The 23,624-nt window shown below is 30.2% G+C and carries 25 protein-coding genes; 16 read left to right on the top strand and 9 right to left on the bottom strand.

Annotated elements, in window-relative coordinates; all coding sequences use genetic code 11:
* Nucleotide 1: 1 nt before the first annotated feature.
* The 6 genes from SJY27_RS16485 (at nucleotide 2) to SJY27_RS16460 (ending at nucleotide 6,600) form a co-directional block, all read left to right on the top strand.
* Nucleotides 2-643 carry a hypothetical protein gene (locus SJY27_RS16485; RefSeq protein WP_397445967.1) on the top strand — a complete coding sequence of 214 codons (642 nt, stop codon included), beginning with the start codon at nucleotides 2-4 and terminating at the stop codon, nucleotides 641-643.
* A 5-nt stretch (nucleotides 644-648) separates the two neighbouring features.
* A complete protein-coding gene (locus SJY27_RS16480) occupies nucleotides 649-1,125 on the top strand; it encodes a hypothetical protein (protein ID WP_397445966.1) in 477 nt (158 codons plus the stop codon).
* 11 nt (nucleotides 1,126-1,136) lie between these two features.
* On the top strand, nucleotides 1,137-1,817 hold the full coding sequence (locus SJY27_RS16475) for a hypothetical protein (RefSeq protein WP_397445965.1): 681 nt from the start codon (nucleotides 1,137-1,139) through the stop codon (nucleotides 1,815-1,817).
* A gap of 113 nt (nucleotides 1,818-1,930) precedes the next feature.
* On the top strand, nucleotides 1,931-2,080 hold the full coding sequence (locus tag SJY27_RS16470) for a hypothetical protein (protein WP_397445964.1): 150 nt from the start codon (nucleotides 1,931-1,933) through the stop codon (nucleotides 2,078-2,080).
* 117 nt (nucleotides 2,081-2,197) lie between these two features.
* On the top strand, nucleotides 2,198-5,347 hold the full coding sequence (locus tag SJY27_RS16465; protein ID WP_397445963.1) for an EVE domain-containing protein: 3,150 nt from the start codon (nucleotides 2,198-2,200) through the stop codon (nucleotides 5,345-5,347).
* 5 nt (nucleotides 5,348-5,352) lie between these two features.
* A complete protein-coding gene (locus SJY27_RS16460) occupies nucleotides 5,353-6,600 on the top strand; it encodes an McrC family protein (protein WP_397445962.1) in 1,248 nt (415 codons plus the stop codon).
* A 4-nt stretch (nucleotides 6,601-6,604) separates the two neighbouring features.
* Here SJY27_RS16460 and SJY27_RS16455 read toward each other — a convergent pair whose 3' ends face one another.
* Both SJY27_RS16455 and SJY27_RS16450 read right to left on the bottom strand, forming a co-directional pair.
* Nucleotides 6,605-6,937 carry a helix-turn-helix domain-containing protein gene (locus SJY27_RS16455; RefSeq protein WP_397445961.1) on the bottom strand — a complete coding sequence of 111 codons (333 nt, stop codon included), beginning with the start codon at nucleotides 6,935-6,937 and terminating at the stop codon, nucleotides 6,605-6,607.
* Nucleotides 6,938-6,987: 50 nt separating this feature from the next.
* Nucleotides 6,988-7,767 carry an XRE family transcriptional regulator gene (locus SJY27_RS16450; protein WP_397445960.1) on the bottom strand — a complete coding sequence of 260 codons (780 nt, stop codon included), beginning with the start codon at nucleotides 7,765-7,767 and terminating at the stop codon, nucleotides 6,988-6,990.
* A gap of 52 nt (nucleotides 7,768-7,819) precedes the next feature.
* Between SJY27_RS16450 and dinB the strand changes: the two genes are divergently transcribed.
* The 3 genes from dinB to SJY27_RS16435 are packed head-to-tail and all read left to right on the top strand — an operon-like array spanning nucleotide 7,820 to nucleotide 12,806.
* A complete protein-coding gene (dinB, locus tag SJY27_RS16445) occupies nucleotides 7,820-9,034 on the top strand; it encodes a DNA polymerase IV (protein WP_397445959.1) in 1,215 nt (404 codons plus the stop codon).
* A gap of 3 nt (nucleotides 9,035-9,037) precedes the next feature.
* Nucleotides 9,038-11,995, top strand: coding sequence for a DNA polymerase III subunit alpha (locus SJY27_RS16440; protein ID WP_397445958.1), 2,958 nt, complete (start codon nucleotides 9,038-9,040; stop codon nucleotides 11,993-11,995).
* 40 nt (nucleotides 11,996-12,035) lie between these two features.
* Nucleotides 12,036-12,806: an SOS response-associated peptidase gene (locus SJY27_RS16435; protein ID WP_397445957.1), complete on the top strand. Its 771-nt coding sequence runs from the start codon at nucleotides 12,036-12,038 to the stop codon at nucleotides 12,804-12,806.
* A 377-nt stretch (nucleotides 12,807-13,183) separates the two neighbouring features.
* On the opposite strand, the gene SJY27_RS16430 is transcribed toward SJY27_RS16435, so the two are convergent.
* The 3 genes from SJY27_RS16430 to SJY27_RS16420 form a co-directional block, all read right to left on the bottom strand.
* The gene (locus SJY27_RS16430) at nucleotides 13,184-14,485 is read right to left on the bottom strand and encodes a type II toxin-antitoxin system HipA family toxin (RefSeq protein WP_397445956.1); all 1,302 of its coding nucleotides are present in this window, start codon (nucleotides 14,483-14,485) and stop codon (nucleotides 13,184-13,186) included.
* Nucleotides 14,479-14,829, bottom strand: a complete 351-nt coding sequence (locus SJY27_RS16425; protein ID WP_397445955.1) for a helix-turn-helix domain-containing protein — start codon at nucleotides 14,827-14,829, stop codon at nucleotides 14,479-14,481. Before SJY27_RS16425 ends, SJY27_RS16430 begins: the two co-directional genes overlap by 7 nt.
* A gap of 214 nt (nucleotides 14,830-15,043) precedes the next feature.
* Complete coding sequence (locus SJY27_RS16420; RefSeq protein WP_397445954.1) at nucleotides 15,044-15,247, bottom strand: hypothetical protein; 204 nt, start codon at nucleotides 15,245-15,247, stop codon at nucleotides 15,044-15,046.
* Between the two features lie 187 nt (nucleotides 15,248-15,434).
* Here SJY27_RS16420 and SJY27_RS16415 point away from each other — a divergent pair, with 187 nt between their 5' ends.
* Genes SJY27_RS16415 through SJY27_RS16400 form a run of 4 tightly spaced genes read left to right on the top strand, consistent with a single transcriptional unit; the run spans nucleotide 15,435 to nucleotide 17,076 of the window.
* Nucleotides 15,435-16,193: a hypothetical protein gene (locus SJY27_RS16415; RefSeq protein WP_397445953.1), complete on the top strand. Its 759-nt coding sequence runs from the start codon at nucleotides 15,435-15,437 to the stop codon at nucleotides 16,191-16,193.
* Nucleotides 16,193-16,612, top strand: coding sequence for a DUF5675 family protein (locus SJY27_RS16410; protein WP_397445952.1), 420 nt, complete (start codon nucleotides 16,193-16,195; stop codon nucleotides 16,610-16,612). Before SJY27_RS16415 ends, SJY27_RS16410 begins: the two co-directional genes overlap by 1 nt.
* Before the next feature lie 57 nt (nucleotides 16,613-16,669).
* A complete protein-coding gene (locus SJY27_RS16405) occupies nucleotides 16,670-16,900 on the top strand; it encodes a hypothetical protein (RefSeq protein WP_397445951.1) in 231 nt (76 codons plus the stop codon).
* The gene (locus SJY27_RS16400) at nucleotides 16,897-17,076 is read left to right on the top strand and encodes a hypothetical protein (protein ID WP_397445950.1); all 180 of its coding nucleotides are present in this window, start codon (nucleotides 16,897-16,899) and stop codon (nucleotides 17,074-17,076) included. Before SJY27_RS16405 ends, SJY27_RS16400 begins: the two co-directional genes overlap by 4 nt.
* Before the next feature lie 356 nt (nucleotides 17,077-17,432).
* On the opposite strand, the gene SJY27_RS16395 is transcribed toward SJY27_RS16400, so the two are convergent.
* Both SJY27_RS16395 and SJY27_RS16390 read right to left on the bottom strand, forming a co-directional pair.
* On the bottom strand, nucleotides 17,433-17,783 hold the full coding sequence (locus SJY27_RS16395) for a DUF2493 domain-containing protein (protein WP_397445949.1): 351 nt from the start codon (nucleotides 17,781-17,783) through the stop codon (nucleotides 17,433-17,435).
* Between the two features lie 60 nt (nucleotides 17,784-17,843).
* Entirely contained in the window at nucleotides 17,844-18,248 is a 405-nt protein-coding gene (locus tag SJY27_RS16390) for a DUF6943 family protein (RefSeq protein ID WP_397445948.1), read from the bottom strand.
* A gap of 474 nt (nucleotides 18,249-18,722) precedes the next feature.
* Between SJY27_RS16390 and SJY27_RS16385 the strand changes: the two genes are divergently transcribed.
* Genes SJY27_RS16385 through SJY27_RS16375 form a run of 3 tightly spaced genes read left to right on the top strand, consistent with a single transcriptional unit; the run spans nucleotide 18,723 to nucleotide 20,197 of the window.
* Entirely contained in the window at nucleotides 18,723-18,941 is a 219-nt protein-coding gene (locus tag SJY27_RS16385) for a helix-turn-helix domain-containing protein (protein WP_397445947.1), read from the top strand.
* The gene (locus SJY27_RS16380; RefSeq protein WP_397445946.1) at nucleotides 18,928-19,263 is read left to right on the top strand and encodes a HipA N-terminal domain-containing protein; all 336 of its coding nucleotides are present in this window, start codon (nucleotides 18,928-18,930) and stop codon (nucleotides 19,261-19,263) included. The genes SJY27_RS16385 and SJY27_RS16380 overlap by 14 nt, the downstream gene beginning before the upstream one ends.
* A complete protein-coding gene (locus SJY27_RS16375; RefSeq protein ID WP_397445945.1) occupies nucleotides 19,253-20,197 on the top strand; it encodes a HipA domain-containing protein in 945 nt (314 codons plus the stop codon). Before SJY27_RS16380 ends, SJY27_RS16375 begins: the two co-directional genes overlap by 11 nt.
* Before the next feature lie 1,188 nt (nucleotides 20,198-21,385).
* Here SJY27_RS16375 and SJY27_RS16370 read toward each other — a convergent pair.
* Together SJY27_RS16370 and SJY27_RS16365 are read right to left on the bottom strand one after the other, a co-directional pair.
* Nucleotides 21,386-22,321, bottom strand: coding sequence for a DNA-processing protein DprA (locus SJY27_RS16370; RefSeq protein ID WP_397445944.1), 936 nt, complete (start codon nucleotides 22,319-22,321; stop codon nucleotides 21,386-21,388).
* Nucleotides 22,311-23,594, bottom strand: coding sequence for a hypothetical protein (locus SJY27_RS16365; RefSeq protein ID WP_397445943.1), 1,284 nt, complete (start codon nucleotides 23,592-23,594; stop codon nucleotides 22,311-22,313). Before SJY27_RS16365 ends, SJY27_RS16370 begins: the two co-directional genes overlap by 11 nt.
* Nucleotides 23,595-23,624: the final 30 nt, after the last annotated feature.

Below are 23,624 nucleotides of genomic sequence, written 5' to 3'. Positions count from 1 at the left end.
TATGGGAGGATTATCATCATTAGCACCAATAGATGAATCTGTTGGTATTTTAAACAAACTAAATAGTAACGCATTAGAAGAATTTCGAAATCAGAACCCCGAATTTTCAGAAATACTAGAACTAGGTGTAATTGGAGGAGAATCTCAAATGAGTCTGGACGAATTGAAAATTAGAATTAAAGTTTCGCAAATATCTTTACAAGAAACTTTAAAAGAAACAAAAATAAAATATCTCCCATACTTTAGAAAAAAAATAAAAAGACTACAAACCCTTGAGCTATGGTCTCAAATTATTGTAGTAGTAACGAGTTCAACAACTATTGGGCTATTATCTACAAACAAGGAATTTGATGGCAAGGAAATAGTAACCATTGTTAGTGCTGTTTTATCTTTATTAGGCGCAATATTTTCAGTGAGTGTCAATTTAAATACGGGAAAAAGTGAAACAGGGAAAAAAAATGTTTCAAAAATGTTCAATGATCTAATTACGCATCGCATAGAAGCAGAAGAAACGTTAAGAGAAATTAATATAAAGTCTAATTTTATTACAGAAAACGAATCTGAATTAATAAAATTAATAGAGTCTTGTAATAAAACGAATAGGGATATTAGAACAATTATTGATACAACCATTTTAAATTAAAATAAATGATACGTGATAACACAATAGATGAATTAAAAGAGTACTTTGATATTAAAGAATTGGTAGGTAAATGGACATATAGAATCCATGGCGAAAGGTCTTGGAAATTCTTTTCAAGTGAAGCATTAACTATGCTATTAATTGTAAGACAAAATATAAATAGACCCATGACAATTAACACTTGGCATATAGGAGGTAAATTCAGCCAGAGAGGTTTAAGAACTAACCTACAAGAAATATTTAGAAAACGGTTTAACTTAGGTAAACTTTATTTATCGGGTCATGTTTTAGGAGAAGCATTTGATTTTGATGTAAGAGGAATGACTGCTATAGAAGTTAGAACTTGGATTAAAGAAAATAGCGAGTTATTTCCTTTTAAAATAAGATTGGAAAGAAATAAAAATGGTCAACCAATAAATTGGGTACATCTAGATGCCATTCAGGAAACTAGGAACCCTAAAGTTTATGAATTTGACGTTTAAAATAATTTAAGATGAAACATATTACTTATATAGTTATCATATTAGTACTAGGCATGTTTTTGTTGAATCAATGTACAGAAAATGCCAAGTCAAGAAAAAGACTAAATCTGAATATAGAAGCCGTAAACGATACAGTAGAATATTTTAAAAGCAAAATCTCAGACTTAGAAATTGCACATAAAGAAACATTTTTTGGTACCAAAAAAGAATTAGATTCTTTACTTGATATTGAGAAAGCAAAAAACAAAGAGCTAACTAAAATTTTAGAAGATTTTAAAAGACCAGATAATATAACTAAAGTAAACAGTAGTCTTAAAATAGATTCAATAAAAATTCCATTTGATAAAAAAATAAAGTATGTTTTTAACAGACCGTTTATAAAGGAAAATGAACATTTTCATTTGTCAGGGAATGTCAACGAATTTGGTTTGTACGATGTGAAATTTCAGGCAGATTTTCAACAATCAATTGTTACAGGATTAAAAAAAACTGGGTTTCTTCAAGAAGAATATAGAACAGAGATAATTAATACTAATCCTTTTATCACTACTGAGGAGATTTCAAATTTTAATATTCTTCTTGAAAAAGAAAAGAATAAACGTATTGGTGTAGGTTTTTCATTTGGTTTTGGAGTTTACTCCAATGGGTTTTTTGTTGGGCCATCAATTCATTATAGTATAAAAAAGTTTTAAATCGTGGGGAAAATGTGATAAAAAACAAAGTAGAAAATTTTGGAGTCAATTTTATAAGTTAATGACATTTCATGAGTCAGTAATTAATTCCAAAATAATAAAAGATAAATAACATGCTATTTGATAAGGTTAATAGAGAACACATATTACAAGGAATCAAAGATTTTGAAGAAAAAGGACTTCCAAATGAATTTGGTCCATCTTCTACTTATGATGTTATTTATAAAGATAAAAGATATCCACCAAAAGCAATAATGGCCTAAGCAAACTATCATGCAGAAGGTAGAAAAATAGAACGTTATTTTAAAGGTGGTTTAGATACAGATTGTTTTAAAGCCTTTGAAAGAAATGGATTTAAAATTTAAAATAAAATTAATACTATGAATGAAAACTTACACAAGCTAAAACAAGAATTTTTAGCGTATTGGTCTTTAGAAAAGTTAAAGAATATGTCTCTAGAAGAATATACAGATACCAATAGAGAAAACTCTTTTTGTTATTGGTTAGAACATATAACTAGAGATTTAGGAAGTATTGTAGGTGGTAGTTCTTATAAATTCGGTATTTATAAAATGGGTGCTACTTCTAAAACAGAATCGGCAACCAACAGAACAAATGATGGTTTTTATGCATGGCATACCAAGTATGGTGCAACCAAAGAAGATGCCTTTACAACTATAAAATCAATTATTATAAGTATTGCTAACTATGCTCAACAAAATAATCTACAACCCATTGATGATATTGACCTAGGTAATGCTTACAAATGGAAAATTGCATTTTTATATGGCGATTACAATTGTGTAAACATGTTTAAATTAGATGCTTTGCGCATTATTGCTGGTAACTTAAATATAAAATACAATAATAAAACTTCGATTTCTTATTTCCATAAAGCCATTTTAGAATTAAAACCAAAAGAGCAAGAGTATTTTACATATTGTCATCATTTATGGAAGCAATATCAAGAACGTCAAGTAGATGTAAAAAAAGATTTTGCAAAATGGTTAAATAAAAATACGTTTGATTCTTATCGTAATTATTTAGGATATTCCAATCAAAGTATTGAAGAAAAGTTAATTGAAATTAATAGTTTTTTTGATGAAATAGATTTTTTTCTTGTAGATCCAAAAAAGATAAATGCTTTAATAAGTACAATTATGTTTCTTTTAAATAAAAAAGAACGTGCTAAAAATCTAGATTTTATAGAATATGATTCAAAAAACAGTAATGGTATCCCAAAAGCAATTCTAGGTAAGAATAATTACATTAAATTTTTAAAAGAAAAGTTTGAATATAAAACTCCTAATTATTGGATTTTTCAAGGAAACCCTAATATTTATGATATAAAAAGAGCTTTAAAAGCAGGCCATCTAAAAAGTTGGAAAGTTGCTGCACACAAAGACAAAATAAAGATTGGCGATCAAGTTATTATATGGCAAACTGGCGAAAATGCAGGATGTTATGCATTGGCGGAGGTAACTTCAGAAGTAAGTGTTTTTGAAGAAGAAAACTATGAACAAAAATATTATGTAAATTCTACGGATAGTGAGTCTACAGAAAGAGTAAAAATTAGAATCTTAAAATATTTAGCAGAAGATCCTATACTTTGGGAAGAACTAAAAGACAATCTTGTTTTTTCTGAATTTAAAGCAGGTAATCAAGGTACAAATTTTAGTGCAACTCAAATAGAGTTTGAGACATTATTAAATTGGAATCGAACCAATAATATTAAATATTGGTTGTATTCTCCAGGAGGTAATGCAGATCATTGGGATGAATTTTTTGAAGCCAATATAATGGCTATTGGTTGGGATAGATTAGGAGATCTTAAACAATATAAGTCAAAAGATGAAATAAAAGAGGCTCTTGATCATATTAACGGAAATAGTGATCGAAAACCAAATAAGGTTACCGCGAATTATGAATTTGCAAATACAATGCAAATAGGTGATGTAATAATTGTAAAACAAGGTAGAAGTAAATTATTAGGATATGGAGTAGTAACTTCAGACTATTTTTTTGATAGCGAAAGAGAAGGTTTTAAAAGCTGTAGAAAAGTAGATTGGAAACTAAAAGGAGAATGGCATTCAGAACATAAACTTGTTTTAAAAACGCTTACAGATGTTACCATTTATGATTCAGAATACGAAAAATATGATAAATACTCTGATTATTTAATGGCATTAATGACTGGTGGTAAAAAACAAAAAATTGCAGAAAAAATAATAACCGATATGAAACCTATTAATCAAATTTTATATGGTCCTCCAGGAACAGGGAAAACCTATTATTTAAAAGAGCAATTATTTGATAAATACACTTTAAAAGAAGAAGCTATTTCCAAAGAAAAATATTTTGAAGAAGTAGTTACTAACATTACTTGGTGGCAGGCAATTACACTAGCATTGATTGAAGAAGGGAAATCAAAAGTTAGTGATATTTTAAAGAATAGATGGGTAGCCACTAAAGCAAACTTAAGTGAATCTAAAAATGTAAGAGCAACCATTTGGGGTACCTTACAAATGCACACCATAGAAGAGTCAACAAATGTTAATTACAAACAAAGACAAGCACCGCTTATTTTTGATAAAGAAATAGATAAATCGTGGATCTTACTAGATAGTGAGTTAAAAGAACAATCCCCAGAAATTTTTAAAATTCTTGAAAATGTAAATAATTTTGTTGCAAATGCAGATAGTAGTATCAAACATTACGATTTTGTAACATTTCACCAATCATTTGCCTATGAAGATTTTATTGAAGGTATAAAACCAGTAATGCCAGAAAATGAAGAAGAAACAGCTGATTTAGGTTATGCAGTTGAAGATGGGGTTTTTAAAAGATTATGCTTAAGAGCTAAAAATGACCCTGAAAATAGATATGCAATTTTTATTGATGAAATTAATAGAGGAAATGTTTCTGCAATTTTTGGAGAATTGATAACACTGATTGAAACCGATAAAAGAAGTGGTGCAAAAAATGAAATAAGCATTAAGTTACCGTATTCTAAAAAGGAGTTTAATGTTCCATCTAATTTAGATATTTATGGCACTATGAATACAGCAGATCGTTCTATTGAGGCTCTAGATACAGCCTTAAGAAGAAGGTTTACTTTTCTAGAAATTGCCCCAAAGCCCGAGTTGTTTCAAGATAAATATATTGAGAGTATTAATCTTGAAAAACTGTTGTCAACAATAAATAATAGGATAGAATTATTAATTGACAAAGACCATAAAATAGGACACTCTTACTTCTTAAATATCGAATCCTTAGACGATTTAAAGCAAGCCTTTAAAAAAAGTGTAATTCCCTTACTAGAAGAATATTTCTTCGGCGATTATGGTAAAATAGGTTTGGTTTTAGGCAGTGGTTTTATTCAATTAAAAGATGATCAAGAAAAAGTAACTTTTGCTAAAAATTTCACAGAAGTTTATGAAGATGCAGAAAACTTAAGAGAAAAAGCAGTCTATACGTTTACAAATGAAGATCATTGGGATGCCAGTTCTTTTCTTTCAATCTACGAGTAATAATTTTGAGCAAAAAAAACCTCATACAAGTATTCGAATATCAAAAATTAAGATTTGATAGTTCTGAAAATGATTTTACAGAAAGTCATTTTAATGCTATGGTAAAATTCAATGAGAAAAATGATAATAAGTACTATACTATAATCCATAAAGGCATAAAGTTTAATAATTACGTTGGCGTTATCCAAATTGGTGGTTTAACTCTTGAAATACTTCCAAAGGCGGACAAAGAGAAGCACGATATTGAAAGACAAAAAAAGACGTGGCAAAATGTATTGTTGAACATGTTAAAAGTTTGCAATCATATCAAGGTAGATAATATTTCTGAAACAGCATTAAAGAAAAGATACAACTCAATTCTAGAAGTGTATTTCGAAATGTATCTAAATGAAATAGAAGGGCTCATCAATAGTGGTCTTATTAAGAAATACAGAAGAGTTCAAAATAATCAGTTGGCACTTAAGGGTAAATTAGTGTTTACAAAAAACATCCAAAAGAATACAGTTCACAAAGAACGTTTCTATTGCGAACACCAAGTGTTTGATAATAACCATTTATTACATCAAATTCTATATAAAGGATTAGTCATTTTAGATGGTTTTATAGCTCCTAACCTCAGAGATAAATTAAACAGAGTGTTATACCATTTTTCAGACTTTAAAAAAGTAACTATTAATGCAACTCATTTTTTTAAAATAGTACCGAATAGAAAAACAGAACCTTATAGCAAGGCAATCGATATTGCAAAAATGATCATCTTAAATTATTCTCCAAATCTAAATGCTGGCAATGATAATATGCTTACACTTCTATTTGATATGAATAAGTTATGGGAAGAATATGTGTATAAAATTCTCCAAAAAAACAAACCAATTGGCTTTTCAGTATCACCTCAAAATTCGACAAAATTCTGGGAGAGAAAACGAATAAAACCTGATATCGTAATTAAAAATTCGTTTGGTAAAACAATTATTATCGATACGAAATGGAAAATAATAAATACCTACAAACCATCAGATGACGATTTAAAACAAATGTTTGCTTATAACTTATTTTGGAATGCTGAAAAAAGTATGTTACTATACCCAAAAGTGAATCAAGACGATAGTGTTTTTGGAAATTATCACCACATTCCAACTGAAAAAGAAGTAAATCAATGTAAAATTGGTTTTATAGAAATTACAAATGAAAAAGGGTTGAGAAAGAATAGAGATATTGCTACAGACATATTTGAAAAATTAGAAATTGTCTAATTTGTTAATATTTTAATTTCCTTTTCAACAAATATTTAGTAGCTACTTCTTGCATTTCCTCTTGAGTCATTACAGTGTTTTCCAATGCCCAATTTGTAACTTTCTCTTTATCAAAATATAATTTTTTACCTTTTTTAGAATGCGGAATTTGGTTAGTACTTGTCATCTTGTAAATATAAGATGAAGATACATTTAAATATTCTGTCAATGCTTTTACATCCATAATTTCAGGATATGTACCAATACTATTCTTGTTATTTTTAATTGAATTTAAATTTTGTAGTAATTTTTCTATTCGATCTAGTCTTTGATTAATAATTTCGAAAGGATTTTCCATTTTAATATATTTTTACAGTTTCTACACAAAACTAAAATGTAAAAACCACATCACTTCTCTTTCAACATCTTTTCCAAAGCCTTCAATTCAATACCCAAACTTTGAAATAAATTGACAATATTGCTAATTTTAAGTTCGTGCTCTTCGTACTCAAAAGGATTAAAAGCACAGGTAAATTTCCACATTTCTACAACTTCATTGGCAGGTATTTCATAAGACTGATACAAATTGTTATCAGGTTTTAATAAGAAATTTTGTTGTTCTTCAACTTGGTTATAAACCCGTTTGTAGGTCATTCCATCATTTTTAGTAACCACAATATAGGTATAGCCACTTTTTATATTTTTAATATCCTCTATGTATTCCCCAATAATATAAGAGCCATCTTTTGCAGGCAACATAGAATCTCCTTTTATAGGAAACATTCGGTGTTTACCTTTAGGTATAAAAGGAAGGTTTGCTTTTTGGAGTTGCTCAATATATTCAGGATCATCATACCCTAATAAATATCCAGCAGAAGCTTTTGCGGGTACAACTTCAATTAAATTCTCATTTTCTTCATTTACCATAATTGGGAATAATACTTTTTTATTGCCCACCTCTATAAATGAGATGTCTTTGGTTTTGGTCAAATCATTTTTTATTAAAATATCAATGGGAATATTAAAAAAAGCTGACAATTTCATTAAAAAATCCACAGAAGGCGAAGATCGATTTTCTTCATAAGAGCCAATTCTAGAGCGTGTAACGTTTAAATGATCTGCAAAAGCTTCTTGAGATAAGTTTTTGAGGACTCTTAAATGTTTGATGTTTTTAGATAAAAAATTCATAATACTACATATTGTAGCAACAAATGTATGTTTTTGTAGTTAATTTTACACTATGAATCCAACAATTTTACATTTAGATTTAGACACTTTTTTTGTTTCCTGCGAGCGATTAATAGATAGTCGTTTATTATATAAACCTTTATTAGTAGGAGGTACAGGAGACAGAGGAGTTGTTGCTGCTTGTAGCTACGAAACCAGAAAATTTGGGGTACATTCTGGAATGTCTATGAAAATTGCCAGAAAGCTTTGCCCAGAAGCTACTGTAATTAGAGGTAATTCTGGTATTTATTCCAAATACTCACAACAAGTAACAGAAATTATCAAAGAAAGTGTTCCTGTTTTTGAAAAAGCAAGTGTAGATGAATTTTATGCAGATTTAAGTGGAATGGATGCCTATTATGGCAGTTACAAATTTGCATCAGAATTAAGACAAAGAATCATTAAAGAAAGTGGTTTGCCCATTTCATTCGGCATGTCTAAAAACAAAATCGTTTCTAAAGTCGCTACTGGCGAAGCAAAACCCAACAATCAATTATACATCAATAATGGTTTTGAAAAAGAGTTTTTAGCACCATTATCTATCAAAAAAATTCCATCCGTTGGTAAAAAGACGTATCAAATTTTACGCAATTTAGGTGTTGATAAGGTTAAAGTGATTCAAGAAATGCCTCTAGAAATGCTACTAAGTGTGTTGGGTAAAAATGGTAAAACCATCTGGAAACGCGCTTTAGGTATTGATAATCCTCCAATAGTACCTTTTCACGAACGCAAATCCATCAGCACAGAAAGAACTTTTAACAAAGATACGATTGATATGGTGCAACTCAACACCACCATTTTTGCAATGGCAGAAAACTTGGCTTTTCAATTGCGAAATGGAGGAAAAGTCGCTTCTACTTTTAGTGTAAAAATTCGGTATTCAGATTTTAATACCTACAGCAAACAAATCAAAATACCTTATACAAGTGCAGATCATATTATCATACCAACAGTACAAGAACTATTTAAAAAACTCTATCAAAGACGATTGTTAATTCGTTTGGTAGGCGTTAAAGTGTCTGATATTGTAGGTGGACATTATCAAATTAATTTGTTTGATGATAGTGATCAATTAATGAATTTATATTCCTCTATGGATAACATTAGAAAACGCTATGGAGAAATGTCTGTAATGAGAGCATCTTCTTTAGGCGCAAAAACTATTGGGCGTTTTGGAAATCCGTTTAATGGAGAACCACCTATGCTTTTAGCACATAGAAAACAATAATTAATGTATTTAAACTGTCATACATATTATTCTTTGCGTTTTGGTACGTTTTCAGAAGTTACCTTGTTAGAGCTTGCTCAAAAAAAAAATATTGATGCCTTAGTATTAACAGACATTAATACCACTTCTGCATGCATGAACTTTGTACAACAATCTAAAAAAATTGGAATTAAAGCAATAGTGGGTGTCGATTTTAGAAATGCTGCTTTGCAGCAATTTGTTTGTATTGCAAAAAATAACACAGGCTTTTATGAGATAAACAACTATTTATCATCCTTTTTAGAAACAAAATCTGTAATTCCAGATCGATGTAAAACATTGCATAATACGTTTGTCATTTATCCTTTTGAAAAAGTATTACAACTACAAATCAACGATTTAAAAGAAAATGAATTTATAGGAGTTTCTGTAGAAGAAGTAAAAAAACTCAAGTTTTCTTATCTTAAAAAGTATTGCCATAAAATTGTGATTCAGCAACAAGTAACCATAAGAAATCAGCGCGATTTTAATACACATCGTTTGTTAAGAGCAATAGACAACAATACTTTATTGAGTAAGCTTAACCTTTCTGAACAATGTTTACGAACTGATGTGATGCATTCTAAAAAGGACTTAGAAAATTATTTTGAGGAGTTTCCTGAAGTAATCAACAACACGAAAAATATATTAAATGGGTGCAGTATTCATTTTGGGTTTGATGTAGAAAGGAGTTCTCAAAATCAAGATGTGTATTTGGATAGTTTTGAGAGTGATTTAAAGATGCTAAAAGATTTGTGTGATAAGATGTTGTACAAACGCTATCCAAATCCTTCAGAAAAAGTAGTACAACGTTTAGACAAAGAGCTAAAAGTGATTGAAGAATTACGTTTTGTTTCTTTTTTTTTAATCAATTATGATATTGTTTCTTATGCCAATAGTCAAGGTTTTTTTCACGTAGGTAGAGGTAGTGGCGCAAATAGTATTGTAGCTTATATTATTGGTATTACAGATGTAGATCCTGTAGAACTCAATTTGTATTTCGAACGTTTTATCAATCCTTATAGAGCTTCTCCACCTGATTTTGATATTGATTTTTCTTGGAAAGATCGCGATTTAATGACCAGCTATATTTTTAATCGATTTAAAAATGTAGCCCTTTTAGCCACGTATAATACGTTTAAATACAGAGCAGTTGTAAGAGAAATAGGTAAAGTATTTGGTTTGCCTAAAGAGGAAATAGACAAACTTAGCAAAGGTGCTAGTTCATCTAAGTTCGATGAGATGAGTCAATTGGTTTTAAAGTACGGAAAACTGATTGAAGGTTTCCCTAACTATGTAAGTGTGCATTCAGCAGGAATTTTAATTCTTAAAAAACCGATTCATTATTATTCAGCTACTTTTTTACCACCAAAAGGATTTATAACCGTTCAATTTGATATGTACATTGCAGATGATGTGGGAATTTTTAAGTTTGATATTTTAGGTCAACGTGGATTGGCAAAAATTAAAGATGCTTTAGCAATTATTAAAGAAAATCAACCCAATGCACCCAAAATTGATATTTATGATATTGATCGTTTTAAGAATGATGAAAACATCAACAACCTTTTAAAAACAGGTGGCGCAATTGGTGCGTATTATGTAGAATCTCCTGCCATGCGTGGTTTAATGCAAAAATTACAAACCAACACTTATTTAGAATTGGTGGCTGCAAGTTCTATAATTAGACCAGGCGTTTCCAGTTCTGGAATGAAAGACGAATACATTAAAAGACATCGCAATCCAGTACAACGTAAAAATGCACATCCTATACTTTTAAAAATAATGCCAGAAACCTATGGAGTTATGGTATATCAAGAAGATGTAATGCGAGTTGCTCACGAATTTGCAGGATTAGATTTAGGAGAAGCTGATGTGTTACGAAGAGGAATGAGTGGTAAATATCGTTCCAAAAAAGAATTTGAAGCGGTTGAGCAAAAGTTTATCAAAAATTGTAGGGCAAAAGGATTTGATGACCCTCTAATTACAGATGTATGGAATCAAATTAAAAGTTTTGCAGGTTACGCATTTGCAAAAGGGCATTCTGCTTCCTATGCTGTAGAAAGTTACCAAAGTTTGTTTTTAAAATGTTACTATCCCATAGAATTTATGTGTGCAGTATTGAATAATGGAGGTGGTTTTTATTCAGCAGAACATTACATACACGAAGCAAAAATGCAAGGAGCTATTATTGAGCTGCCTTGTATTAATCTAAGCGATCATGCAAATTGTGTTCGAGATGAAACTATATATCTTGGCTTTGGATATCTTAAAAATTTAGAATCATTGGTCATTCAACATATTTTGAGTGAAAGACAAGTACATGGTTTATTTACTTCTTTGGATGATTTTATCAATCGAGTTTTTATTTCTATTGAACAGCTCACCATTTTAATTAGAATTGGTGCTTTTCGGTTTACAAAAATCCCTAAAAAGAACTTATTATGGCAAGCTACTTTTCGATTAAAAGCACAAAAACCAAGCAACTTAAAAGATCAAATCGATTTATTTAAATTAAAACAATCATCATTTACATTACCTAAACTCAAAAATCATTGGATTGAGCAAGTCTATGATGAATTGGAATTATTAGGTTTTACATTATACGATTTGTTTGATTTAGTTGATGAAAAGTATTGCAAACATATTTTAGCAAGTGAAATGCAAAATCACTTAAATCAAAATGTATTGCTTTATGGTAAATTAGTCACTACTCGTTTTAATAAAACAGCACAAGGTAAATTGATGCGTTTAAGTACTTTTATTGATAAAAAAGGACACTATTTTGATGCAGTTCATTTTACCAATGTAGTTCATGATTATCCAATTTCTGGAATGGGAATTTATGCTTGTTATGGAAAAATTACAGATCGATTTGGGTTTTGTAGTATGAATATTATCAAATCTAAAAAATTGGGGATTTTGTGTGATCCTAGAAGTTAAAATTCTTTTGTATTTTTAAATAATTTCTAAATATCCAATAATGTGTTATGATATTAAAGCTTCAAAAAAGGCTCAATTAAAAAGAGCAATACAGCAGAATGATTCAACAGCTATCAACGAAATTGAAGAAGATCTAATACCATACACAGATTTGCCTTTATACCATAGCAGTGGTTTTCAGCATCACGATTTACTAATTTATACTGATGATTCTCCAGATTACCCAACAGTAGCCACTTGGGGATTAATTCCACATTGGGTAAAGGATGATATTCAAATGAAAAAAACTTGGAATACCACCTTAAATGCAAGAGGAGAAACAATTTTCGAAAAACCATCTTTTAGAAGTTCAGCAAATAACAAACGATGTTTAATTTATGTTGATGGTTTTTACGAACATCATCATTATAATAATAAAACATACCCATTTTATATCTTTAAAAAAGATAAAGAACCACTTATTCTAGCAGGTTTATGGAGCGAATGGAAAAATCCTGAAACAAACATAATTCACACTAGTTTCGGAATTGTAACTACAAAAGCAAATGGTCTAATGTCTAAAATTCATAATAATCCAAAACTAAAAGAACCACGAATGCCATTTATCCTTCCAGATTCTTTAGCTGATAATTGGTTAAACCCAATCAATAATGATTTAGATAAAAAACAAATTCAAGAAATGATTCAATCTTTTCCAGAAGATAAAATGAGTTGTTATACGGTTGGTAAATTACGAGGTAAAGATTATGCAGGTAATGTTAAATCAATTTCTAACGAATTTTTGTATGAGAATTTTGAAAGAAATTTTTGAGTATCACCCCTAACCTATTGCTATTTTATAGTCAAATAATAATTAAGTTAAGAAACTTACTGTCAACTCAACTGTCAACTTAAAAAATAAACCCTTGAAAATCAATTGATTAACAAGGGTTTTGCGGAGAAAGAGGGAGTTGAACCTCCTTATATTATATCTGAAAATCAGTATTTTACAAAATTTTACTTAAAAAATGACACCGATTTAGACACCGAATTTTACCTACTAAAAAACACTAAATTGTATGATATAAAGATACTTAAATTAGCACATTTTTCAAAGAGATTTTGATAGAAACTATACTAATAAATGAACTGGTTTTAAAAAATAATTTTTAAGAATACTTTATTTTATTGTCTTTTAAAAACTAAAATTTAGAAGTTGTTTAAATATTTATGAATTCTCTCTTTAAGGTTTGTTCTGACTTGCGCTTTATCTGCATACCAATTCCAATTTTTAACAACACTATTGATTTCATCAATTATCTTTTCTCCCTTTTTAATGTTATTATCTTTAGCAATAGTCATTAAATCATCTTTTGTAACGTTCAATCTTTTACCATTAACGCTTAATGTTTGTTTGCTTACCCAATGATTGGTTTCATCAAAAGAAAAGCATAAATCGTAAGCAGGAGCCAATGACCAGCTTTGATTTTGTTTTAATAGAAATGAAAAGTTTTTGGTATGATCATCATAGTTTGTAGCTAAAACATTAAATACCATTCTACGAAACATTTCTTCAGCTTCTGGATAGGTTAGTCTAAGAAGTCTCATGGTTTGAAATAGTTGTTCATAACTGAAGCCATTCATATCATTAAAATCGTAATGTTGTAAACCACAAAATGATTGGATATGATGTTTTGTATTACCTGCTCTATCAAAACGTTTTGTGATAAAATGAGCACGACCATTTTCTTCTAATAATTCGCATTCACTAATATTGATACCACAATCTTTAGCCATTAAATAATACGCATATTCTACTCTACCCCAGCCTGTACTTTCTCCAAATTGCGCACCACTAACCCCATCTAATTTAATTAACCAATGCTCAAAACCTTTTGGTACATTACTTTGACCTGAACGAATCTCTTTCGTTTTTGGATGATATGCTATAACTGCTTTAGGTCTTGCTCCACCTGCAGAAGTTCCTATTTTAAGAATATCTTGCATCGCCTTCTCTTCATCCTTATCAATATTAGTCAGAAAACTTTCTCTTTCATTTAACATCTTTTTAGCAACATCTATTAAGCTATCCAATTCTAATGAAAATGTATTTTTATTTGTTTTAATTTGAGCTGGTTCAAACTCTAATGCCCCCATACCTCTTCTACCAATAAAACATAGCTTTTCCACAGGGTTCATACTATTTTCTGGACGACCCTGTTTTGCCAACCATACATTGATTAATCGATTTCCGTATTTATCTGGTAATGCATCTGCTAAAAGCCCTGGTAAACCTTTAAAAGTATCTTCTGTTTCATTTCTTCCTTTTCGTAATTCAGGAAAACTATAGATTGTACTACCATTTACGATAGGCATTTTTATGGGTGAAAGATCCCATCCTTTTTCAATAAAATTAGGATCATACTGAAAAAAACCTAATTGTTGCTCTTCATCCCAACGAACTGCGCCTGCTAATTCACCCCATATTTTTACTTCTGCTACATCTACCATCCTAAATCTTTTTCTTCTTTGTTATTAGACTTGTTGCGAACACGTTCTTTTTGCTGCTTCTTTTTGAGTTTTGCATATTCTAAAGGACTGATCTGTTCTATAAAATGAAAGTTTTCTAATAAATGAAGCTGCTGTAATGAACGTAGTATTTGAATTAAACTAGACAAAGTAATAGACTCTCCATTTTCTATTTTACTAATAGTATACCTGTTTAATCCTGATGCTGTAGCCAATTGCTCCTGGGTTTTGTTTTGCTGAATACGAGTATACTTCATAAAGTCACCAATTTGAGCAATGATTCTAGTATCTGATAAACTAGCGAAGTTTATGTTAGTATTTGCCATCTTTAACCAATTATTTAATCATTAATGTTAGTTTCTGCTAACAAAGATAACAATTATAATCATAAAATAGATATTAAGTGATAGCTTTTGCTATCATTAAAATCAAAAACAACACTTAATGATAGTTTTTACTAACAGTATTTAATTTAACTACACTATAAAATGAACTAGTTGCAAGAATATATAGGAATGTTTTCTAAAATATAAGTGGATCTTAACTGATAATTAGATGCGATACTTGTTCATATTTTATGCCTGTGTACTCACAAAACTCATCAATGGTTAAGAACTCTTTGGTGGTTTTGTTAAGCTCTGTTTTAATTTTGTGTACCAATCTAACACTTTGACGATAACTTTTACCAGTAATGATCTGAACGTCTTTTGGATAGATGCACACTCTTTGCATCTCTTTTTTCATATACTATCTATGCTTTTGCTATGGTGTAACTCTACCCCATCAATATACTGATTTTAAGTGAACTTACCCTAACTATTTATGACACTGAAAGTCATCTGTTCTCATAGGTGACATATGGAACAGTCCCTCTTTTTTTATTGAATGATTCTCTCAATATTTGAGTGTAAATCATTAAAAATTAGAAATTATGGCAAGACAAAAAGGAATAATTAAATTAAAAGGTACTATTGGAGATATTACTTTTTACAAAACAAAGGATGGCCATTTGGCCAGAGAAAAAGGAGGAATAGATGCCCAAAGAATTGCTACAGATCCTGCGTTTCAAAGAACTCGAGAAAACGGTTCTGAATTTGGACGTGCAGGAAAAGCGGGGAAAGTATTACGTGTTGCTATGCGTTTGCTTTTACTAAATGCTTCTGACAATAGAGTGGTGAGTAGATTGCACCAATCTATGGTGAAAGTAATTCAAGCAGATACTGTAAGTGAGCGTGGATTAAGAAACGTAATTGATGGTGAAGCTGAATTATTAACTGGATTTGAATTCAATATCAATGGAAAACTAGGAACCAGTTTGTTTGCAGCCTATACCACAACCATTGATCGTGTTGCAGGAACATTGGATATTGACATTCCATCATTTGTACCTAGTACAATGATTGCAGCACCCAATGGAACCACTCATTTTAAAATAATTTCTGGGGGAGCAGAAATTGATTTTGAAAATGAAACGTCTGTTGTTGCAACCTCAGAAACTGCTATTTTACCTTGGGATGCTTCTGCTACAGCTGCAATCAACTTGAGTAACGCTGTGACTGCAAATAGTACACACCCTTTGTTTTTAGCATTAGGAATTGAATTTTACCAAGAAGTAAATGGACAAATGTATCCATTGAAAAATGGTGCATATAATGCGCTGTCTTTGGTAAAAGTAGATGGAGGTGTATAATGCTATTTGTTTTACACAGAACTTATTTCCCTGAAGGTACACAAGGAATTTTGCTATACAATGGACAGTTGATTTGTTATACCATAGAACTGCCTTGGATCCAGAATAAGAGAAACATTTCTTGTGTTCCTGAAGGTTTATATAATTTACAAAAACGATACAGCCCTAAATTCAAGGATCATTTGTATTTGAAAAATGTTATGGGTAGAAGTTTGATTTTAATTCATCCAGCTAATGATGCAAAAAGAGAATTAGAAGGCTGTATTGCACCTGTAAGTTATCATACGGGAATTGGAAAAGGAAATTCGTCAAGAAAAGCATTCTATAAATTAACGAGTTTGGTTTTACCAGCACTCGCTAAGAATACAAAAGTGCAATTGCGAATTACCTCTTCCCTATCCTATTTTAGAAGTCGTTAATTATGAAAAAAGTTCCTGAAATAAATTCAGGACAAGTTCACTTAAAAAAATTATATTATGAACATTCAAGAACGTGCAAAAGCATCTACACCCAAATTTTTTAGAATTTTAAGAACCATAGGATTGTCTTTACTAGCAGTAAGTGGAAGTATTATGGCTGCACCTATTGCATTACCTGCTGCGGTAGTTACTGCTGCAGGTTATGTTGCTGTAGCTGGAGGGGTTATTTCTGCAGTAAGTCAAGTTACTGTTGAAGACTCTAAAGCAAAAAAAGAACAAGGACCATGAGAACAAACATCCAATTAAAAATAGGAACTGCCTCTGGTACTTTGTTAAGTATTAGTCCTGGAATATTTACGCAAGATATTGTAAAAACTATTATTTTAGCAGTGATTGGTGCAACCGTAAGTTTTATGGTTTCCTATTTCTTAAAAAAGATTACAAAGCGTAATAGAAAATCTTAAAATCATTAAAAAGATCCTGAAATAAATTCAGGACAAAGTTCAGTTTTGATGTGGTAACCTTTACTGAATTGAAAAAGTCCGATCATTTGATTGGACTTTTTTTACTTTAAATCATATTATGATTAAAAATTTGAATTCTCTTAACATAGGGTATTTATAATGTATAGAAAATTCGATTTTGTTTACAAAAAGATTTCAAATGATCTAATTTTTAATTTTTTATACATACTCCTTTTATTAGTTAATGTACCAAAAAAAAGAAAAATGGTACCTATAAAAAGAATGTGCGACTTTTTGTCCCATATTGTAATGCATACTATTTTTTTTAAATTCCCTATAAAAACTTCAATTTCACCTTAAAACAAAACAACTTTGACTCTTAATCCCTTTTGTTTTGCTAATCGAATCATATTTTGAGTACCTCTGCTCCTACCATCCCAAAAAGCAATTAATACCTCCGAAAATATTGCCATTTTATTATTTCTGATGGGACCTGCAGCTTTTCCGAATTTATTCCATTCTGCAGAAAATGTTATTAATTTAAAACCTTTTTCATTTGCATACTGGATTCCTAATTTGTCAGCACCTTTATAATGATCACCAGATACAATTTCGATATTTTTTTGATCCTGCAGGAATTGGTCGCATTCTCTTTTTAGTTTTTGGTAATCTGTGAAGTATCTAGAACCTGCTATAATTACTTTCATTTGTTAGTTGTTAGTTTTTGGTTTTTGGTTTTTGGTTTTTGGTTTTTGGTTTTTGGCAGTTTAAGATCTTAATAAAGCAATTTTTAATTTTGAAATAGTTGATAACTGTTGTTTTAGATTTTCTTCAAAAGCTGTTATTTTTTTGAGTTTTTCAACTTTCATTTGCCATTGCTGCTCTTCATAATTTTGTAAAGCTGTATTGATTACTTTTTTAACATCTGAGATGCCTATAAAAGGAATCACAGAACCTTTTAGATAATAGGCAAAGAACTGCCCTACTTTTAAGGATAGGCACAGGTAATACAAAGACTCTCTATTTGCTTTTGTGTTGGTAATAATTACAAAACAATTTGGGCAAGGCTTTTCTAGTGGTTTTCCAGAATTTAAACCTTTGTTTAAAATAAAAAAATGAGGAGTTGCGTACGTGCGACCTGGTTGGTGCGTTTTGATCTGAAAAGTTGACATAGGTATCCAATTAAAATTATGCTTCGCTGCGCTTCGCACATAATTTTTTTTGGATTAAAAAGAGATATGCCTATATAAAAGTGCCTTAGGAAAGACTGTCAAGGTTTTTTGGTAAAAGTTTTTAGAGACAAAAATTTGATAAAAAATTTAAAAGAGTTTTTGAAAAAGTTTTATCAAAAACCCATAGGGCTTGACCTTTACAGGCTTAAAGCGATGGATGATGCAAGGCACTTATATTTGCTATCTTTTTTTATTTTATTTAAATTCTAAAATGGTGTCTTTAGGTGTCGTATTTACCCTTATATTAAAAACGAGGGTAATTTTTACTAAAATCTACCCTTGTTCCAATAAAAAATAGCGTTTCCTACATGTAAATTATATTTAAAAGCATATAAAATATCAATATTTCATTAAATTATATCTAAAAACATATAAATTGGTATATTTGCTTATATTTATATTTAAAAACATATAATGGAGTTGTTATCAGAATTTGTAAAAAAACGCAGAAAAGAAGTACATCTTACCCAAGAAGAGTTTGCAGAACGTGCAGGAGTTGCTTTAACAGTAGTGCGTAAAATAGAACAAGGTAAAACCAATTTGAACTTAGAAAAAGTGAATTTGGTTTTGGCAATGTTTGGTCATGAATTAGCACCTGTAGAAAGAAAAAAGATAGACGATGAGACAAGGTAATGTATATTATAAAGACATACTTGCAGGTAAAATTACAGAAACTGCAGAAGGAGACTATGTTTTTACATATGATGCTACTTATGTAACCCAATACCCTAAACAATTTATCACATTTAGTATGCCTGTAAGGATTGAACCCTATATATCAGATCGATTGTTTCCTTTTTTTGAAGGGTTGATACCAGAAGGATGGTTGTTAGAAATTGCCACCAAAAACTGGAAAATAAACCCCAATGACAGAATGGGATTGTTGTTAGCTTGTTGTCAAAATTGTATTGGAGCTGTTAGTGTTGTACCTATAAAAGAAAACGATGATGTCTAAAAAAAACTGTTTGTATTGTTACAAAACATTGACTAATGAAGCTGATTTTCATGAAAAATGTGCCTTAGAATTCTTTGGAACGAAAGAAGTACCTGAAATACCTTATAGTCTTGAAGACATGGGAACTTTAGCTAAAAATGTAGTAGAAAGAAGTATTGCAGTACCAGGAGTACAACCTAAACTATCAATGTCTTTGGATACAAATTCAGAAACAAAAGAAAGACCTAGACTTACTGTAGTTGGTGCTTTGGGAGGACATTATATTTTTAAACCACCAACGCCACAATATAGAGAGATGCCAGAAAATGAACATTTGACCATGCGTATTGCTGAGGCTTTTGGTTTAAACACTGTACCTTCAAGTTTGATACGTCTTGCTTCTGGAGAACTCGCTTATATTACCAAAAGGATTGATAGAACCTCTGAAGGAGAAAAAATACATATGTTAGATCTATTTCAAATTACAGAAGCTTATGATAAGTACAAAGGTTCTATGGAAAAAGTAGGCAAAGCCATTGGTCAATATTCTACGAATACTTTACTTGATAAAATCTTCTTTTTTGAATTGGCTTTATTTAGCTTTTTAACAGGTAATAATGACATGCACTTAAAGAATTTTTCTTTAATAGAAAGTGTTTCAGGATGGATACTTGCCCCTGCCTACGACTTGTTAAATGTTAGCATTGTTTTACCAGAAGACACAGAAGAATTAGCGCTTACACTAGCAGGAAAAAAGAGAAAGTTACAAAAGGAACATTTTGAAAAACTAGGACAACTTTTAAATTTAACAGACAAACAAATTAAAGGTGTTTTTAAACGAATGTTCAAAAATAAAACGAAAGCGAATCAATTGATCAACGCTTCTTTTTTATCTGATGAAATGAAAACAGCTTACAAAACTGTATTAGAAAAAAGATATCAACGTATTGAATAATTGAAACTAACTTTCAGACCCAACCTGCGTAGGTGGAGGTAATTAGGGATGTTGTAGAAGTGAAAAAATAAATAAAGGACGTTTTGAGTAAAAACGTTCTTTTTTTATGCGCGGTGTTGAGGTGGTTGAATGGAATGAGAGAAAGGAAACCGAAGTTTCTGGATGAAAGGAAGCATTGAGGTGCCTTGAATGAATGTAATGAAACTACCGCAGGTACATGGCAAACATTACTAATTGCTGTAACCTACGCCTTAACAACGCGACAAGCTGACCTCTTCACTAAAACAGTCTACTAGACTGTTTCTTAACGTTAGATCCGGTGGGGAAAGTGGACTAAAATTTATTGCTTAGCGAAATGAAACAAACAAATACTTGAGATAAGCGGATGAAATGGATGCCGAATCGAATTCGGCACAGGCTTAGCGATGGTTTTGTGCAGCTTGAATGAGATAACGAACATTATTTGTAATTGAAGTATATTTTTACTATTTTTAAAGTCAAGTGAGTACAATCTCACTTTCTTTTTCATAGCAATTTCCCACCTCTCAACGATGTGGGTTTTTTGATTAAAAAAACTGCATTAACGAATGCCTAGTGCGCTGGCAGCAGCGAAAATAAGTGTATTACTTTTTATTTTTCTTATACCCTTTTTATTGATGTTTTTGCTAAAAGTGGTTGCTGTTTCTTAATGTCTCTTATTACTATACTTCTCTATTTTTGTATTGTTCTTGTTTTAAAAAGAATAATATAGCATCCACTTTTGGTAAAAACTACTTTAACTAATTTCCTAAAAAATAAAAAGTTATACTCTTATTGGCTTTTTTTGATTTTATAGGTGCTTTATAAATTGGATTTAATTTACCAATTGGGTTTAGGTAAGTTGGACTTTTAATTTATTGTAAGCATAAGCACTTATAAAAACAATGCAACAAAGTGAAAATTTGATTTAATTGCATAGATTTTTTTAAATACTTACTAGGTGAGCGTTGGAAGTGCGGCTATTTAGTTCACGACTTTTCTATTTTTAGGGGAGTTCATGAATAGCCGAATTATTATTGATAATAGTTATTTGCGCGTTGGATGAGCCGCTATTTTACATAATGGCGTTATAGACCAGAAAATGAATGAATGTGTGTATAACTGCGCATTATGTAAATATAGCTTTGGGAAAAAATATCTTAAAATTTATTAAATCATTTCATTCTCAAAAAGCATATAATCTTCTTTGCTTTTAAGTCCTATAATTTTCTTGATTTTAATTGAGTTTATTTTTTTTATATCGCACATTTCAGATAAACCTGTTATTCCATTTTCTACAAGCAATCTATTACCTGAAAATTGATCTTCATTATCAAAGTTTTTATTTCCTTTAAAACTTATAACACCAATTACTCTCTTTATTTCTGAGAAAGATTTTAATGTATATTTAGAACCGCCTTTAGTACTGCTTTGAATTAAAATTAATCCTTTGGATAAACCTGCTTGAATTCTACTGGCTTTACTCCCCGAAAATTGATCTTCAGGTTTATTGGGGGGATTTTCTGAAACCAATAATCCATTATTATTCAATACTTTTTCAGCCAATTCTTTTGTTATTTTTGATGAAGTCCTTTCATAATTTAACCCTCCTGAAAGTACACCTGTTACATTAGCAAAAACAGTATCGCCTTTTAAAATGGAATTTTTATCAATACCCTCTACTAAACCATTACAAATTGACCATTTTTGTGAAAAATAGTTTCCTACTTTATTTGCTATTGTATTGCCTAAATCATCAGATTTTCTAGAACCAATTACAGCAATACAATTACTTAAGTTATCTTTATTACCTTTTAAATATAGAATAGCTGGAGGATTTTTAATCTCCTTTAATAAAGTAGGATAAGAATCACAAAGTAATGAAACTAATTCTATATTACCTTCAGCACAATCTTCAATAATTCTATCAGCTAATGGTAAACTTTCCAAAATACCTTCTTTAGTAACTTTACCACCAAGCATATTACCCAATAAATCAATATCATTGATATATGATTCAATGTCATTTAACTTCTTTTTGATAAATGCATCTCCAACCCCTTTGATAAGAGTTAATGCAAGGATATGTTTAATTTTAATGTTCATTGTAAATATTTATAATGTTCCCACAACCTTCTCCTCTATATTTAGGTGGAGTGCAAGAATAAAATTTATTCCCTTTTTTACGGTTTATTTTTATCTGCATTTTCTTACCACAATTTGGGCATATTTTATTTGATAAAGGTAAAATTAAATAAAATAAGGCAACAAAAAGGATGTTTTTAGCTCCTCTGCTTCTTAATTGAGTTGCTATCTCGTATGCAGTTGCCGACGATGTAAACTGATCATCAATAACAATAATGTTTTTATTGTTTAAATCATAGGAACTATCAGTTGATAAATATTTAGCTATAAATTCTCTACGAGCCTTATAATTTGGTTGATGCCGTAGACTTCCTTCTACATTTAAATCCCAATGAAAGAGCTTAACTTTGCTTATATTACTGGTAATTAGTTTAAATATTTGCTCCATTTTTTGAGGAGGAGTGGTTGTTTTTTTATCAGAAACATAAGACAGATAATCCCATTGAAAATTATCTTGTGCTTCTACTTTTTGCAAATAATTAGAAACCGACAAGGCCAATTTTTCAAGAAAATCAATTGATCTATTTGGATTGTCAATTTGAAAATATTGATCAGCACGAGCATACTTATCACATTCACCATCTTCTTGTCTCGCTAAACAACGAAAAGCTGTAAAACCTGTACTGTGTTTTTGAAATTTGAACTTAACTGCTTTAGAAGATTCCACACCTTGAAAAACAGCTTCCAATGCTAATAAATTTTTCAAGGGGTTAGCTATTATATTACTTACTTCTTGAAAATCTTTTGCATAATACGTTGGGCCTTCTTTCATAGGTTTCCAATCATCACCAATACCATCTCTAATTTCTTTTACATAAGTTTTATAAAATTTTGTGAGTACTGTTCGTATATTTAATAACCTACCCAATACGACATCCAACCAACTATCACCCACAAAAATAAAATTATCTTTATTCTGAAAAGCAGTACTCAATTCTGGATTTGAATTGATAAAATTTCTTGTTTTTTTATCATTAGGTTTGTCTGCTAAACTTAAAAAAGGTAAATTAAAAATTTGTTTTGAAATGGGTTCAACATATCTAGGATGACTATCTGATACAATATATATTTTATTATTTTTTGAAATTTGTTCTTTAATAAAATTAAGAGCACCAGGAAACACATATTTCCTTATTAAAGAAACATCAGTTGTATCTATACCATCCTTCATTTTCTTAAAATAAGGATGTGTAGTATTTGTTAATGTACCATCTAAATCTAAAAATATAATCATAGCAGTTTTTATATTTTATCATTTTAATAA

It is taken from the genome of Polaribacter sp. R77954, from assembly GCF_044595335.1.
GTDB lineage: Bacteria > Bacteroidota > Bacteroidia > Flavobacteriales > Flavobacteriaceae > Polaribacter.
The sequence above is the reverse complement of the archived record's forward strand: the minus strand, read 5'-3'. Positions and strand labels throughout refer to the sequence as shown.